The organism is Proteus sp. fly-1089 (assembly GCF_040138965.1).
Lineage (GTDB): Bacteria > Pseudomonadota > Gammaproteobacteria > Enterobacterales > Enterobacteriaceae > Proteus > Proteus vulgaris_B.
Genome location: NZ_JBEETS010000002.1, coordinates 395,778 through 412,152, shown reverse-complemented (window position 1 = coordinate 412,152; position 16,375 = coordinate 395,778). Strand labels below are relative to the sequence as shown.

General features: G+C 30.2%; 6 protein-coding genes. 5 read left to right on the top strand and 1 reads right to left on the bottom strand.

Annotated features, from left to right (window positions below; all coding sequences use genetic code 11):
* Positions 1-110 precede the first annotated feature (110 nt).
* Positions 111-9,815, top strand: coding sequence for an Mcf1 protease effector domain-containing protein (locus ABN080_RS08290; protein WP_349440811.1), 9,705 nt, complete (start codon positions 111-113; stop codon positions 9,813-9,815).
* Positions 9,816-9,882: 67 nt separating this feature from the next.
* Here ABN080_RS08290 and yaaA read toward each other — a convergent pair whose 3' ends face one another.
* Positions 9,883-10,662, bottom strand: a complete 780-nt coding sequence (yaaA, locus tag ABN080_RS08285; RefSeq protein WP_349440810.1) for a peroxide stress protein YaaA — start codon at positions 10,660-10,662, stop codon at positions 9,883-9,885.
* Between the two features lie 304 nt (positions 10,663-10,966).
* Here yaaA and tal point away from each other — a divergent pair, with 304 nt between their 5' ends.
* The 4 genes from tal to dnaK all read left to right on the top strand — a co-directional run bounded on the left by tal (position 10,967) and on the right by dnaK (position 16,305).
* On the top strand, positions 10,967-11,920 hold the full coding sequence (tal, locus tag ABN080_RS08280; protein WP_072069472.1) for a transaldolase: 954 nt from the start codon (positions 10,967-10,969) through the stop codon (positions 11,918-11,920).
* A gap of 183 nt (positions 11,921-12,103) precedes the next feature.
* Complete coding sequence (locus ABN080_RS08275; RefSeq protein WP_349440809.1) at positions 12,104-13,087, top strand: SEL1-like repeat protein; 984 nt, start codon at positions 12,104-12,106, stop codon at positions 13,085-13,087.
* Positions 13,088-13,308: 221 nt separating this feature from the next.
* Complete coding sequence (mog, locus tag ABN080_RS08270) at positions 13,309-13,896, top strand: molybdopterin adenylyltransferase (RefSeq protein WP_072069470.1); 588 nt, start codon at positions 13,309-13,311, stop codon at positions 13,894-13,896.
* A gap of 483 nt (positions 13,897-14,379) precedes the next feature.
* Complete coding sequence (gene dnaK, locus ABN080_RS08265; RefSeq protein ID WP_196553498.1) at positions 14,380-16,305, top strand: molecular chaperone DnaK; 1,926 nt, start codon at positions 14,380-14,382, stop codon at positions 16,303-16,305.
* The last annotated feature ends 70 nt before the right edge of the window (positions 16,306-16,375 follow it).

The window sequence follows — 16,375 nt, the reverse complement described above, 5'->3', positions numbered from 1 at the left end:
AGAAAACATCTAATAATAGTATTTATAAAAGTTAATGTTTTAATAATTAGAATATTATCTATTTATAATGTTAGTGGTGTTATTTTAATAAAGAATAGAAGAAATGGAATATGAAAAATAATAAAAGGATTTTAGTAAATGACATAATTAATGAAATTTCAAATAATATTGAGAGGTTCATAAGAGAAATAATTGGAAATAGAGATGTTAATAATAATGTAATCAAAAATGCGTTGTTATTAAGTTATATAAATAAGCTGATAGACAAAGGGGAATATTTTTCCAATGGTTATTTATTAGAAATCAAAAACACTATTGATTTATATGACTTGAATGTTAAAAATAATAGAATTGAGAATTATGTCATAAAAAAAATAGAAGACAATATTAATTTAAATATAAATACTCTTATTTTTAATTATAAAAAACAAAAGGAAATGAAACCTTCATTAGTAAAGAAATATAAAATAGAAACATATTTTCACAATAAAAATGATGGTGTTCATAGTATCCTTACTAATAATGGATATTATTATTGTTATATAAATGAAGGTGAGGGTGTTTATATATCGATTTATTCTATTGATAATATTGTTAAATTTTTTAATACTAAAAGTGACTTGGTTAGTGATGTCATTATAAATTTAAAAAATATAGATAAGTTAGAGACTTTAAAGGTAAATTCATATCAAAAATATGAATTTATTAATAATTATTATTATAGAAGTGATTGGATTGTAAATAAAGACTTTATGCTTAATGAATGGGTAGAAAGCATAAAAAAACAAGGTGAAGGAGAATTGGATGATAATTATACGTTAAGAATGATAGAATCTAACAAAAGTAAATCTGTTTTTATTGTTAAAAATAAAGAGAAAAAAAGAGAAACAATATTACATATTTATAGTGACTCTATAGAGTTAAGTATAAATATAGCAATGCAATATTATAAAGAGGCGGATGATGGAATTGAAACCATTTTTAGCCAAAAAGAAAATAAATGGATAAAAACGAAGATTTCAAAAAATAATAGATACATTGAATTTAATCAAGATAGTGATTTCATTATACCAATGAGGAATATAATGGAATATATTAGTATACTGGGAACAGCTGAATCGACCTATGAATTTTCGCATGATGAAGCGATAGGAGGGCTTTGTTATGGGTTAAGTATGAACTATTTATTAGAAATAAGAAATAATGGTGTAGAATATGGAACTAACTATATCATATGGTTAAAAAAATGTGCAGAGTTACTTTATTTCAATACTAAAAATAAAAAAATAAAAGCATTGGAAAATATTTTGATTAATAATGAAGTTGAATACAATTTAATGAGACTAATGGAGGAAACAAAAAAAATATTTTATTCTCAATCTTCTCAGTTTTCACATTATGATGACTATTGGAGGGTTAGAAAATATAAAGAATATCTTGATTTATATATTTATGATCCAAGAGAGATGTTTAATAATAAAGAGGTTAGTTTTAGTCAATATATTTATAGTATGGGATTAACATTAAAAGAAAGAAGGGAATCAACTATAGATGATTTTTTAAATATCATCATGGATAATATAATTAATAAAAAAAACTATTATTCACATATACAAACTGAAGTTCATAACATTGCCTTTTCATTAAAGGTATATACAGAGAAAGAATATTTTCTTTCATTGTTTGATGCAAACTTGGGAGTATTTGAATTCTATCATTTTGATGATTTTAAAGATAAGTTTAAATGGTTATTATCTAATTATAAACCCATAATTAGAAAAGGAAAAAAATATATTGGGATCGTTGAGTGTGAAGAAAATAGTAACCCATTTTACCAAACTAAATGGAGTGAAAGTCTAGCAGAAAAAAATAAAAACTTAGTTGAGAACTTAAAAAAAATAGGGTTTTCTTTAGAATTTAAAGATAATATTAAAGGGAAAGTAATTGAATTAATTGATGAGAATACATTAATTTTTGAAATATTAGATAATAATAGGAGCATAGAAGTAAGTATTGAAAGTAATTCTATTAATGAAACTATTTTATATATTCAAAAAAATATTGATAAAATCACCCATGATAAATCAATAAATAAAATGATTGTAGGCAAAGATAGCGATGGTGAAGCTATTATTACACCAACATTAATTAATTTTCCTAGTGTAAGAGAAAATAATAGAGGATATATTGATTTTCAAGATAATTACTTTGAAAACTTAATTAATATAAATAAAGATTTGGCAATAGGACAGTCAAAAATAAGATTGTCAGCTATTTTATCTAATCTTAAAATATTAAATGGAAATATTTATTTTAATAAAATTGTTGCTAGTATTGAATTATTAAAAATTATTCCTGATTATATTAAACAATATGAAAATAGCTCAGTTAATGAAATATTAAATAAAATATACAAAAAATTAGAAAGTAAGATTTTTAATTATTTTGTAAATATTAATAAAGATAACTTTTTATCTATAGCATCAAAAAACAGCTCAGTAGCAGCTAGAATTTATCAAATTATTGTATCAGAGACTAATGGAAGTTATTTTGGTATCAGTGATTTTATTTATAATAATATAAAGAGTAATTTTTTATTAAATAATAGAAGTAGTGTTGATAAAATAAATTATAAAAATTACTATTTTATGCTGGAAAAAGAAAATATAAAAAATATTATTGATGGGATAAGTATTGAATATATAAAGGACGGTTTTTTTATCATTTCAAATGATAAAGTTTATACTAATATTACCTATAATCAATTAAATAATAATAGGGAAGATCCTGCAATTAATTATTTATTAGAAGTAATAGAAAATCAATTGGATAAAAAAATAATTTATAAAGATAAAACTTATAATGAAATCTATATTAGTACATATTCCACTCAAGATTATAAAGATTTTTTATTACAAAAAGAGATCTCTGAATTAGAAAGTATCTATAAGGAAGATAATGATGCAGAATACTTTCCCAATAGATTTTATATTGAAGAGGAAGATCCAGAAAAATTAATAAATAAATCAATAGAATTATATATTTCTGAACTAGATACTCATAATGTATTGTTTGAATATGATGAAAAAATAATTAAATATTTATTAGATAATAAGAATATTATTTTAAATAATGATATATCTCATGTTTTTATTGATATTTTCCCCACAGATCTAAATCAAGAAATTAGATTTTTTAATATCACAGGCGTGAAGAATGAATTAATAAATAATTTATTTAAAAAATACCCACAATTAGAAGAATTTATCTCTTTTTGTAAGGATAAAAAAATAAAATTCACAATGATTAGTTATGAGGAGAGTGAGGGGGTTTTTGGTAAAATTGTAAAGAAGAAAAAAGAAATTGAATATGTATACGATACTCTCTATGAAAATACCATTCCAAGCGAAAAAATTATTTATATAGGTAAAAAAGAAAATATTTATAATTCTATTTATAGTGAGCAATTTATTGAAGGCATTGCTCAAAAAATAAATGTTCCAGTATACAAAATTAGCAATGATAAAATAATGTTATCTACTGAGGGAACACTTCTTTATAGTGATCCTGTTGATGCTAAAAATATAATAAATAAAATAATAAATGACTTTATATTAAATGAAGTGGTGACGGAAAAATCTATATCATCGATCGAAAAAAATAAAAAATATCATCGTGTTTATCATGCAAATAAAATATATAAAAAAATAAATTCTATTTATCCTGATTATAGAAAGGATAACAATTTTCTATTTGGATATAGAAATAAAATTGTTAACTTTATTAATGATTTCTCAAGTCATATGACTGAAAATGATATTTTCAATTATATAGAAAAAAATAAATATAATTTAAAAATGGAGGAGCTAGGAGCACTGCTTAGAGAAATAGATAACAGAGTATTAAGTCTTGAAGAATTGGGTAAACAAAGAAAGCGATTTGTTCAGTTATTTAATAAAGTTCAGAAGAAAGGAATGGTTGATAGTAAAGCATTATCTCTCTCTTTTCCTCAAAAGATTGTTTTATCAAAATTAAAAGAGGGAGGTGAAGGGTTTTGTGAATCATTAAGTATGTTATTTGCAGGAGTGAAATATTTTGAGCATCAAGGAAATCAGCAAAGTGGCCAATTATTTTTAAAAAAGCTGGCTTGGTTAATTGATTTTTTTGATGCTGATATAAATAAGCAGAAAATAATAAATAATGAATTAGAATTAAATGAGTCAACGAAAAATTTACTTTCTATACTTCAAGAGCTTAGTCGTGGTAATTTATCGTTATCTTCAATCACCGAGGGTATTAAGCAAGAAACTCATGAGCTAACATTAAGCTCTGTTTTTCATCGTCTTTTTAATAATAAGAATACATCTTCTAATTATTTACAACTTTATACGAAAGATCATGCTTTATTTGTATGGGGCAATAAAAATAATTCTAACTATGGATTATACGATCCTAATTTTGGCTTAGCTGAATTTTCAGAAGAAAATAAGTTTAAACATTATTTAACAGAATTTTTTCACGGTGATGATATTAATGCTAAAAAAATATATAAATTAGAAAAAATAAAATCAGACGATTTTTTGTTTAATAAAATATTAAATATTAACGCAGAGGCATTAATTAATTTTAAATTTAAAAATGGTAAATCTATGAGGGAATTTATTACAGAACCTCTAGATTTACATAAATTAGATATTATGACTAACCCTAATAAGGATTTTGAAAGACGCATAACAAATGAAATGTTAATTGATGAAACTAGAATAATTCAGTTAGCGATACCGAGTGAAATTATTGATGGAATTATTTATCATAAATTTTCGATAGATTATTCAGTATATAAATATTATGATGAACTTTCTAAATTATTTCATTCTGACTCTCATGAAGATATAAAAAATAAATTAATTGAAATAATTAATGATCCATTAGTAAGTAAGAGATTCAATCGATTTGTTATTAATGATGTTGATCAAAATAATTTCATGAATATATTTGATAATAAGGTTCATGACTTATTTAATAAAGATAAAATTGTATCTATAAAAATATTAATTAGTTCTATTAATGATGATCCCAGAGTAATAAAAAAGCTATCAGAAAATTCTAAACAATTATTATCTGATTTCTTTTCATTATCTGGGGATGAATTAATTGGTGAGATTTTACGAATAGTATCAACACAAGAAAAGTATTTATATACTATTAATCAACTAGATATGATGGTGTTTTATTCACTAAGTACTAATTTCAATGATGCAAATCAAAAAATTAATGAAACTACAGATCTTAAAAAAATCACTACACAATTCATTGCTGATTTAAATAAACAAGAAAAAAATAGTTATCATACATTTCAAAAGAAACTTTTAAATTTACCTCAATATTTTTCTTTTTCAGGCAATGAAAACTTCTCTTCTTTAATTTTATTTAATTACTTATCAAGTGAAATAAGAGATAAAGTCGAGCGCATTGATCACTTGTCTATGATCGAGGAATTGTATTATAAAAATTCGATAGATAACATTAATAGTCATGAAGAGCACTACTTATCTCTTTTTGAAACATTGCTTTCAACACTTTCAGAGAGTAAAGATCTAAAAGAAAATATTAAACACTTAAATTATGGCATATTAGATGAAATAATCATTGAATTAAAACCAGGAAATTATCTCTTAGATATAGATCACGAAAAAATAAATTTAACCATTAATACTTCTCCTGAAGGAATGATAAGATTTGATGTTTTTATTAATAAGGTTGGTAGTATAAAAATAATAGGTCATGATAAAAATAAAATAACTTCTGATTTACTAAATTTAATAAATAACATTATTTATAAAAATAGAATTGAGGGTAATAAAACAGTAGGTTCTATTTATCATATTAGCGAATTTGATACTAAATCAATATCATTATTTAATAAATTCGCACTTATGGGGAAAGAGATAAAACTTGATTTGGATAATAAATATACAATTAAAATTGATAATATTGAAATTAATAAAAAAATATTATCTTCATTAGGATGTTATGTTAATGATGTGCCTATATTAAAAACAGATCTAAAAGCATTTTCATTGAAAAATGAAAAGGTAACGTTTTATGCAGATAAACTTAATGATTTTTTCTTATCTGCATCAGGTAGTGATGATGATAATGCCATCATTTCTTTATTAAAAAAGCAATTAAATCAAAAAGAAAAAAATATTACTTCAATACTTTCACCAGATATAAACCGAATGGATTATTTAGCAGCAAAAGAGCGTTTAGCAAAAATTATTGAATTAAATGAAGTAGACGTAAATAAAAATTATTGGGATAAATTACGTTATCCAACCTTAAAAATACCACGTTATATGAAAATTATATCTGGTATTGGTTATGGAAATATCACTTTTGGTATGTGGCAATCTATAAGTTCAACTTTAAATATGATGGATTTATTAAAGGATAACAGTTTAAGTGAAGATCAGCGAAAAGAGATCAGTGCTAATCTTGCCATAATGTGGACAGAAATGACCTATAACGGGTTATCTGAAATCATTGAAATTGCGGTAGCAAAAGGCATGTTAAAACACCGTACAAATGCTTTGGAATATGCTGGAAAGATGAGTACTCGTGTGGGAATGGCATTAAACCTACTTTCTGTGGGATTTGATATTTATAACATGTACGATAATTTCAGTCGAATATCATCAGAATCGAATGCGAGAAAACGTGATGATTACATTGTTAACGGTACGTTCGCTATTGTATCGGCATTAGCTACTATTGGTGTTTCTATTGCTATTTTGGCGGGAAGCACCGTTGCTGGTCCTATAGGGATTGTTGTGGGTGCCGCCGTTGCATTAATAACGACTATTTATAATGCGGTACGTGTTGTTGAAGATGCAAAAAATAAAGTTTCTTTTACTGTATGGGAAGAAATAGAAAGTGGTTTTCTTGCCGCGTTTACTGGCAAGATTGCAGCTAAAAAACAAAATGAAATTACTTTATTGGATACTAAAAATTATCTTAGAATATCAACAGAAGAAGCGAGTCAGAGTTACCACCAACAATTAGTTAAATATAATCCAAATAGTCAATATTTTTATACTAATGAAGAATATCGATATAAAGCAAAAAATTATTATAAAGTTGTCTTTGAATTATTTAAGGATCCTACTGGATTATTAATTCCACCAATGGTGACTTTTATCGCTGAAAATCAAGCAGAATTAATGTCTAAAGAAGAAGCTGAAAAAATTTCCAGTTTATCTTCTCATTTAGTTTTAAAAAAAACAAAGTATCAATATTTTGAACCTCAGGAGGCAATTTCGACCGATGAAACGCTGATCTTTGATCTTGATTTTTATATCCATCAACTAAAAAAATATACTATAGAGATAGTCCCTCAAAAAGGGGATGCTCGTCATTTAGAAATGATTGATGATGAATTTCTAAATAAAATTACTATGACGGAAAATAAGATTTTACCATTGAAAAAAGATTTAAATAAAGAGTTACACTGTGTTAATAATCAGCAAGTTTATTATTATCAATTCAAAGAAAATGAAGATTTCTATTTTAATACTAAAAATGGCAATGACATTATCGCAGCACCGAAAAACGCAAAAAATACCTTTGACATTTATAATGGTACTAAACGGTTAAGCGGAGGAATTAAAGATGATATTTTTAATCTTTACACGACAAAATCTCCGCAATTTGCGAGCCGTTTTTATGGAAGAGAAGGTAATGATACACTTTGCATTGCTGAAAAATCAAAAATACATTCAGGTTATGAAGTAAATTTATTGGCAAATTTCGTAAAATTTACTCATGTACTAAATCCCTCTAATAGCCTTAACTTTGGCTCTAAAATTTATCTCTATCATGATAAGAAGACACAAACACGGGCTCCAAAAGTGATTGTTGATACAATGCCGAATATAAAATTGCAATCTCATGAAGTTATTGCTTATTTAGACAGTATTGAAAATGTGATTGGCAGTGATAAAGGGAATGATTTACTGGTTGGTAATAATCAAGATAATTATCTTGATGGGGTATCGGGTAATGATACGATTTATGGTCATCAAGGTAATGATGTCATTCGGTTAGTTGAAGGGATTGCTGAAGGAGGAGATGGTGAAGATACTTATATTATCGCATTGGCACCAAAACATTACAGTGATAGAAAAAAGATTAATATTACTCTTTTTGAAAATATTGAAAATAAAAGTAATAGTGTTGTAAAGTTAGAGCACTACTTTAATGATATTAAAAAAATCACTCGTGATAAAGAAGACCTTATTATTGAAGTTAATAATAAAATAATTCTTTCAGATAAAGAAAATAAAATAATTCCAACGTTTATTAGATTAAAGAATGTATATAAAAATATTACAAGTACTGAAGTTAATCATCATTATAACTTGATTACTGATGATGGTTTTATGTTAACAATAAATGATAATTTGATGCCAAATAATAATGTATTATTTAATTTTAGCTATTTGGAAAATTATTCAAAACGTAAGGAGAAAATGACACATTTTTATTTAGATGAAGTAAAAAAACAGCTTATAGCAACTTTTTCTAATTATAATGAAGCGTATAGCTTATTACCTGAGTTAAAATACAGCGGTATTGCTTTGGGCCAGGTTATTTCCTTTACTTTAGAAGGTAGTGCTGATGATAATACTTATTTTTCAGTGACTCCAAATTCAACAATAAAACTGAGTAATGGACAAGATGCTTATCAATTAAAAACATTTATTGCGAACATTGAAGGTGAGCATATTGATATAGTTATTAACTCCTCTAATTTTGATAAAAGTAAAGAAAGCAGTGCTAATATTATTCTTTCCGATGTCAGTGGTTATGAGCTTAAGTTAGATAATGGTATTCTCTCTCATCGCTACAATCCTAATGGACATCTATATTTAGATATAAATGAAATGTTATTAAAAAATAATTTATTCCAAAACTTAACATTTCGTATTATTGATAAAGATAGTAAGGTTTTTTCTTTACCTAATAAATATAAAGAAAATGGATTACTTGTTCCTATAGTACCTGATGTTTTTGAAATATCATCGGGTGATGATAATTTAGTTATTCAAAATAATATTATATTTAATAAATTTCTTAGGAATGGATCGGACGTATACCAGCATAATACTGAACCCTCTTTGTTATCTCAGGCATTTAAACAGCAAGATATTCCTAATATTGAATTATTACCAATTATTGATGTATTTGAAGGGAATGATATTGTCATTAATCATAATGAAGCAAGTTCAGTGATCTCGGGAGGAGCCGGTGATGATATATTGATTGTAGAAAAAGGGCATCATATTCTTCTAGCCGAAGAGGGAAATGATAAACTTTATGGTGGTGAGGGTAATGACTTACTTATTTCAGATAAAGGTCATGATTATCTGAACGGTAGTGTAGGTAATGATATTTACGTGGTAGCACAACGTGAAGGAAATGTGGTTATCATGGATAACCAAGGCCATAATAGGGTATTTATTACTGGGGTTGATAAAAATAAACCATTAATCTCATCACGAGAAGGAGATGATGAAATATTTCGTTCTCAGGATAATCAATTTACGTTAACTATTAAAGATCAATACTTCAAAAGTTTACCCTCATGTCAAGTTGAGCAGAAAGCAAAAGAAGTAGACAGTGTCAATTTATCGGCAATTATTTATGAAATGGCACAATTTAATCAGACACAACTTTCCTCGATGGTCGGGGGGCAACTTCCTAGTACACCTAATTGGTCATTATTACCCGTCATAATTAATCATTTAAATTGATCGTTATGTATTGATTTTGCATTAGAGATCAGCAGTAAAGCCCACATTTCAATGTGGGCTTTACTCATTAAAGAGATTGCTCTGCGCGTTTAAACACTAAGGTGTTGCCTTCAGATTCTGCTGAGTTAAACTGATAACCCTCTAAATCAAATTCTTTAAGTTGTTTTATGTCAGTGAGTTTTTCTTGAATAATAAAACGGCTCATTAATCCGCGCGCTTTTTTAGCGTAAAAGCTAATGACTTTGTATTTTCCATTCTTCTCATCTAGAAAAACAGGCTTAATAATTTCAGCATTGAGTTTTTGTGGATTAACTGATTTAAAATATTCATCAGAGGCTAAATTAACTAAAACGTTATCACCTTGTGCTTCAATCGCTTTGTTTAACGTTTCTGTAATGGTGTTTTCCCAAAATTGGTATAAATCACTCCCTTTTTTATTTTTTAGTTTTATTCCCATTTCAAGACGATAAGGTTGCATTAAATCCAGAGGGCGCAATACACCATATAAGCCAGAAAGTATGCGTAAATGTTGTTGAGCAAATTGAAAATCATCTTCAGAAAAGAGTTCGGCTTGCATGCCTGTATAAACATCACCTTTAAATGCTAAAATAGCTTGGCGTGCATTTTCTGGTGTGAAATTAGGTTGCCACTCACCAAAACGTGCTGCATTTAATCCTGCTAATTTATCGCTTATTTTCATTAAACTAGCGATATCACTTGAAGATAATTTTCGGCACTCTTCGATAAGTTGCTGGGAATATTTTAGCAATTCAGGTTGGGTGAACTGCGTTGTTGCTAAAGGCGATTCGAAATCCAGTGTTTTAGCTGGTGAAATAGTAATTAGCATAATTCCCTCGGTACGTTATTTTAATATTGACTGAATATAACAAATTCTTTCGATGATAGACTAAATTATAGCAATAGGAAAAAACAATGATTTTGCTAATTTGTCGTAAAAATCGACAAATTAAACGATTCAGCTTATGATCTTCTTCTGTTTTTTTCCGCTTTTGCTTTGCGAAAACGTTTGGCATTCAAATAATTGCTTTGTATGAATCTAAGCGTCTTGTAGTGTGAGCAGTCCATGTTATTATCAATAGATATCCGCAGGTGACTGCAAACAGATTTACCTAGTAGATGAGATAAACAAAATGACCAACAAATTGACTTCTTTGCGTAAACTGACAACGGTTGTTGCTGACACTGGTGACATTGCAGCAATGAAACTGTATCAACCACAAGACGCAACTACCAACCCATCTTTAATTTTAAATGCAGCTCAAATTCCTGAATATCGTAAATTAATTGATGAAGCGATTGAATGGGCACGCGCACAAAGCGATTCTCGTGAACAACAAATCGTTGATGCTTGTGACAAGCTGGCAGTAAATATCGGTTTAGAAATTTTAAAACTGATCCCTGGTCGTATTTCAACAGAAGTGGATGCACGTCTTTCTTATGATACAGAAGCTTGTATTGTTAAAGCGCGTCATTTAATGAAGCTTTATAACGATGCAGGTATTAGCAACGATCGTATTCTTATCAAATTAGCATCTACTTGGCAGGGTATTCGTGCCGCAGAGCAATTAGAAAAAGAAGGTATCAACTGTAACCTGACTTTACTGTTCTCTTTCGCTCAAGCGCGCGCATGTGCTGAAGCAGGTGTTTACCTGATTTCTCCATTTGTTGGTCGTATCATGGATTGGTATAAAGCTAATACAGATAAAAAAGAATTTGCACCTGCTGAAGATCCAGGTGTTATTTCTGTGACTGAAATCTATAATTATTACAAACAACACGGTTACAACACCGTAGTTATGGGCGCAAGCTTCCGTAATATGGGTGAGATTTTAGAATTAGCAGGTTGTGATCGCCTGACTATCGCACCAGCACTGTTAAAAGAATTATCAGAAGCTGAAGGTGAAGTTGAACATAAGTTATCTTATAAAGGTGAAGTGAAAGCACGTCCAGAAGCTATCACTGAAGCACAATTCTATTGGGAGCATAATGCAGATCCAATGGCAGTAGATAAATTATCTGACGGTATTCGTAAATTTGCTGTCGATCAGGAAAAATTAGAGAAAATGATTGCGGATTTATTATAATTCGTCGTTAAATTCTTATAAAAATCTTAAATACCCATCTTTTATAGGTGGGTATTTTCATTTTTTTCTTCTCAAAATAACATTTAAGAAAATTTTAAGATTAAATTGATTGGAATATATTATTTATCCAGTAATAATTATAAAAATATATTATTAAAATACTCTATTTATTATTGGTGAATTATGAAAAAGATTGTCTTGGCAACGGTACTTGCATCGTTATTTTTTGGTGGCGCTGCAATGGCAGAGAGCAAAACCGCTTTCTCTTTACCTGCAATTGAAAAAAGTGCTGAAGGTGGAAACTCAGCGTCTCAATATCAATTGGGCGTAAAATATGAGAATGGCGAAGGTGTTGAACAAGATGCACAAAAAGCGCTGGAATGGTATACCAAAGCTGCAGAGCAAGGTCATGCTGAAGCGCAATTAAACTTAGCACTTATGTATGACATGAGCGATGATATTGATCGCGATGCAGAAAAAGCAGTTTATTGGTATAACAAAGCTGCGGTTCAAGGCGTTTCTTTAGCACAATACAACCTTGCTGTTTCTTATGACGATGGTGATGGTGTAGAGCAAGATCATGAGAAAGCCGTGTATTGGTATACTAAAGCTGGCGAGCAAGGTGATAGTGATGCGCAATACAATCTTGGTATCTCTTATGATGAAGGTATCGGTGTAGAACAAGATCATGAAAAAGCAGTTGTCTGGTATACGAAAGCAGCAGAACAAGGCCACTCTGATGCGCAATATAATCTTGCTGTCTCTTATGATGACGGTGAGGGTGTAGAGCGTAACGGTGCTAAAGCTGTTTTCTGGTATACGAAGGCTGCAAACCAAGGTAATCGTGACGCACAAAATAACTTAGGTGTGATGTACGATGAAGGTGATGGTGTGGCTAAAGATGCACGTAAAGCCGTTGAATGGTACAGAAAATCAGCTATTCAAGGTAATGGTCTTGCACAAAATAATCTTGCGTTAAACTATTACTACGGCAAAGGCGTTAAACGTGATCTGAAACAAGCTTATGCATGGTTTACTGTTGCTGTTGAAAATGGCGATGGTGATGAAGCAATGCTAAAACGTACTGCTCGTGCATTAAATGCGGCACAATTAGCAGAAGCTAAAAGTTTAGCAGCGTCTTATATAGCTAAATATATTGATGAATGATATTGATTAATATTATTTAGGATTAAAGAGAGGGAGCTTATGCTCCCTTTTTCTATTTTAGTTAACGATAAATAAAATAGAGAGTTATCAATTTTTATTATCCGTCCTCAATAATCAAATATTAAACATCATTAATATAATGAGATTATTTTTAATTCTCTTGTGTTCTCATGGTAATATCTGCGCGCAAGTTAGATGGTCATTGATTAATTGAGGTTGATATGAACGAATTACGCATAGGGTTAGTTTCTGTTTCTGATCGCGCATCAAGTGGGGTTTATGAAGATAAAGGCTTACCCGCTTTAGAGGCTTGGCTAAAAACTGCGTTAACAACGCCTTTTCATATCGAATCTCGTTTGATCCCAGATGAACAATTGATGATTGAGCAAACGCTTTGTGAACTTGTTGATGAATCAGGTTGCCATTTAGTACTAACAACGGGAGGAACGGGGCCTGCACGCCGTGATGTTACTCCTGATGCGACGTTGGCCATTGCAGATAGAGAAATGCCTGGTTTTGGTGAACAAATGCGTCAAATTAGTTTGAAATTTGTACCTACTGCAATTTTATCCCGACAAGTGGGTGTTATTCGTAACCAAGCATTAATTTTAAACTTACCCGGACAACCTAAAGCGATTGCAGAAACGTTAGAAGGGTTAAAAGACAGCGAAGGCAAAGTGATTGTTAGTGGTATTTTTGCGAGTGTACCTTATTGTATCCAATTGCTAGATGGCCCTTACGTTGAAACAAACGAAGATATTGTGACAGCCTTTAGACCGAAATCAGCCCGCCGTTCTACTTCTGCATAAATAATCTAAGAGGTTATTTGAACTGTTTGTATGCATGCTTGGAATTCGTACTGTATTCAAGTAGTACAAAAATAACCTCATTCTATTCAATCTCTTTTTTCTTTTTTGTTTATTAAAAATATTAATTTTCAATTGGTTATGATTGTGTTTTGAGTTAAGTCTTAAAGTTTGTGTGTTAATTCACCATGATATTATTTGCGTATTATATAACTACTTGATAAGTAATAAATTTTAATTTATTTAGACTTGGCTGATCCAATTTTTTCGTATTTTTTGCATTTTTTTTTATGATTCCCCTTGATGAATGTATTTATGACCCCATCTTCTTTTCAACTGCAATTACCACTATTGAGTTGCGTTGATTTTATATCCGCTTTGAAATGATGTTGTTAAGTCTATTAATTTTTGACTTGAAAAATGAATATTCATCCTCATATAGATTGGTAGTCAAATTGATAAAGAATTCTCTTTGGAGGCGTTTAAATGGGTAAAATTATTGGTATTGACCTGGGTACAACTAACTCTTGTGTTGCTGTAATGGATGGCAAAACTGCTCGGGTTATTGAAAACAGTGAGGGCGATCGTACTACTCCTTCAATCGTTGCATATGCACAAGATGGTGAAATCTTAGTTGGTCAGCCAGCAAAACGTCAGGCTGTGACTAACCCACAAAATACTTTATTTGCCATCAAACGTTTAATTGGCCGTCGTTTTGAAGATGAAGAAGTTCAACGTGATGTCGCTATCATGCCTTACAAAATTATTAAGGCTGATAATGGTGATGCTTGGATTGAAGCTCGTAACGATAAAATGGCTCCGCCACAAGTATCTGCTGAAGTCCTGAAAAAAATGAAGAAAACAGCAGAAGACTATTTAGGTGAAGCTGTTACTGAAGCAGTGATTACTGTTCCTGCTTACTTTAATGATGCGCAACGTCAAGCAACTAAAGATGCGGGTCGTATCGCAGGTCTTGAAGTTAAACGTATTATTAACGAACCAACAGCGGCTGCTCTGGCTTACGGTTTAGATCGTGAAGTTGGTAACCGTACTATCGCAGTTTATGACTTAGGTGGTGGTACATTCGATATCTCTATCATCGAAATCGATGAAGTAGATGGCGAAAAAACCTATGAAGTTCTGTCAACCAATGGTGATACTCACTTAGGTGGTGAAGACTTCGATAGCCGTTTAATTAACTACTTAGTTGATGAGTTTAAAAAAGAACAAGGCATTGATCTACGTAACGATCCATTAGCAATGCAACGTCTGAAAGAAGCTGCTGAAAAAGCGAAAATTGAATTATCTTCAGCACAACAAACAGATGTTAACTTGCCATACGTTACTGCTGATGCAACAGGCCCTAAACATTTAAATATCAAAGTAACTCGTGCAAAACTAGAATCTTTAGTTGAAGATTTAGTTAAGCGTTCAATGGAACCAGTACGTGTTGCATTAGAAGATGCCGGCCTGAAAGTAAGTGAAGTTAACGACGTTATTCTGGTTGGTGGTCAAACTCGTATGCCAATGGTTCAGAAAACTGTTGCTGACTTCTTTGGTAAAGAACCACGTAAAGACGTTAACCCAGATGAAGCGGTTGCAATGGGTGCGGCTGTTCAAGGCGGTGTATTAGCGGGTGATGTTAAAGACGTTCTGTTACTTGACGTAACTCCACTGTCTTTAGGTATCGAAACAATGGGTGGTGTAATGACATCCCTGATTGCAAAAAATACCACAATTCCTACTAAACATAGCCAAGTGTTCTCTACCGCAGAAGATAACCAATCTGCAGTAACTATTCACGTATTACAAGGTGAACGTAAACGTGCTAGTGATAATAAATCACTGGGTCAATTTAACTTAGATGGTATTCAGGCTGCGCCACGCGGTATGCCACAAATCGAAGTTACTTTTGATATCGATGCTGATGGTATTTTGCATGTATCAGCTAAAGATAAAAACAGTGGTCGTGAGCAAAACATCACAATTAAAGCCTCTTCTGGTTTAAATGAAGAAGAAATCCAAAAAATGGTACGTGATGCAGAAGCCAACGCAGAATCAGACCGTAAATTTGAAGAATTAGTGCAAACTCGTAACCAAGCTGACCAATTAGTTCACGGTACTCGTAAACAAATTGAAGAAGCAGGTGATAAATTACCAGCGAACGATAAAGAAGCTATCGAAAAAGCGGTAAGTGAGTTAGAAATTGCTTCTAAAGGTGAAGATAAAGACGCTATCGAAGCAAAAATTAAAGCATTAGTTGAAGCTTCTGAGAAATTGTTAGAAATCGCACAACAACAAGCACAAGCTGGTGCTGCAGGTAATGCTGCTGGCGCAGATGCAAGTGCGAAGAAAGATGATGATGTTGTCGATGCAGAATTTGAAGAAGTTGACGGTAAAGACAAGAAATAATGCCCTTAACGGGCCACGGTAACTCACTTATGAATAGTTACTGATACCGAACACGGGCGTCGAGGAAACT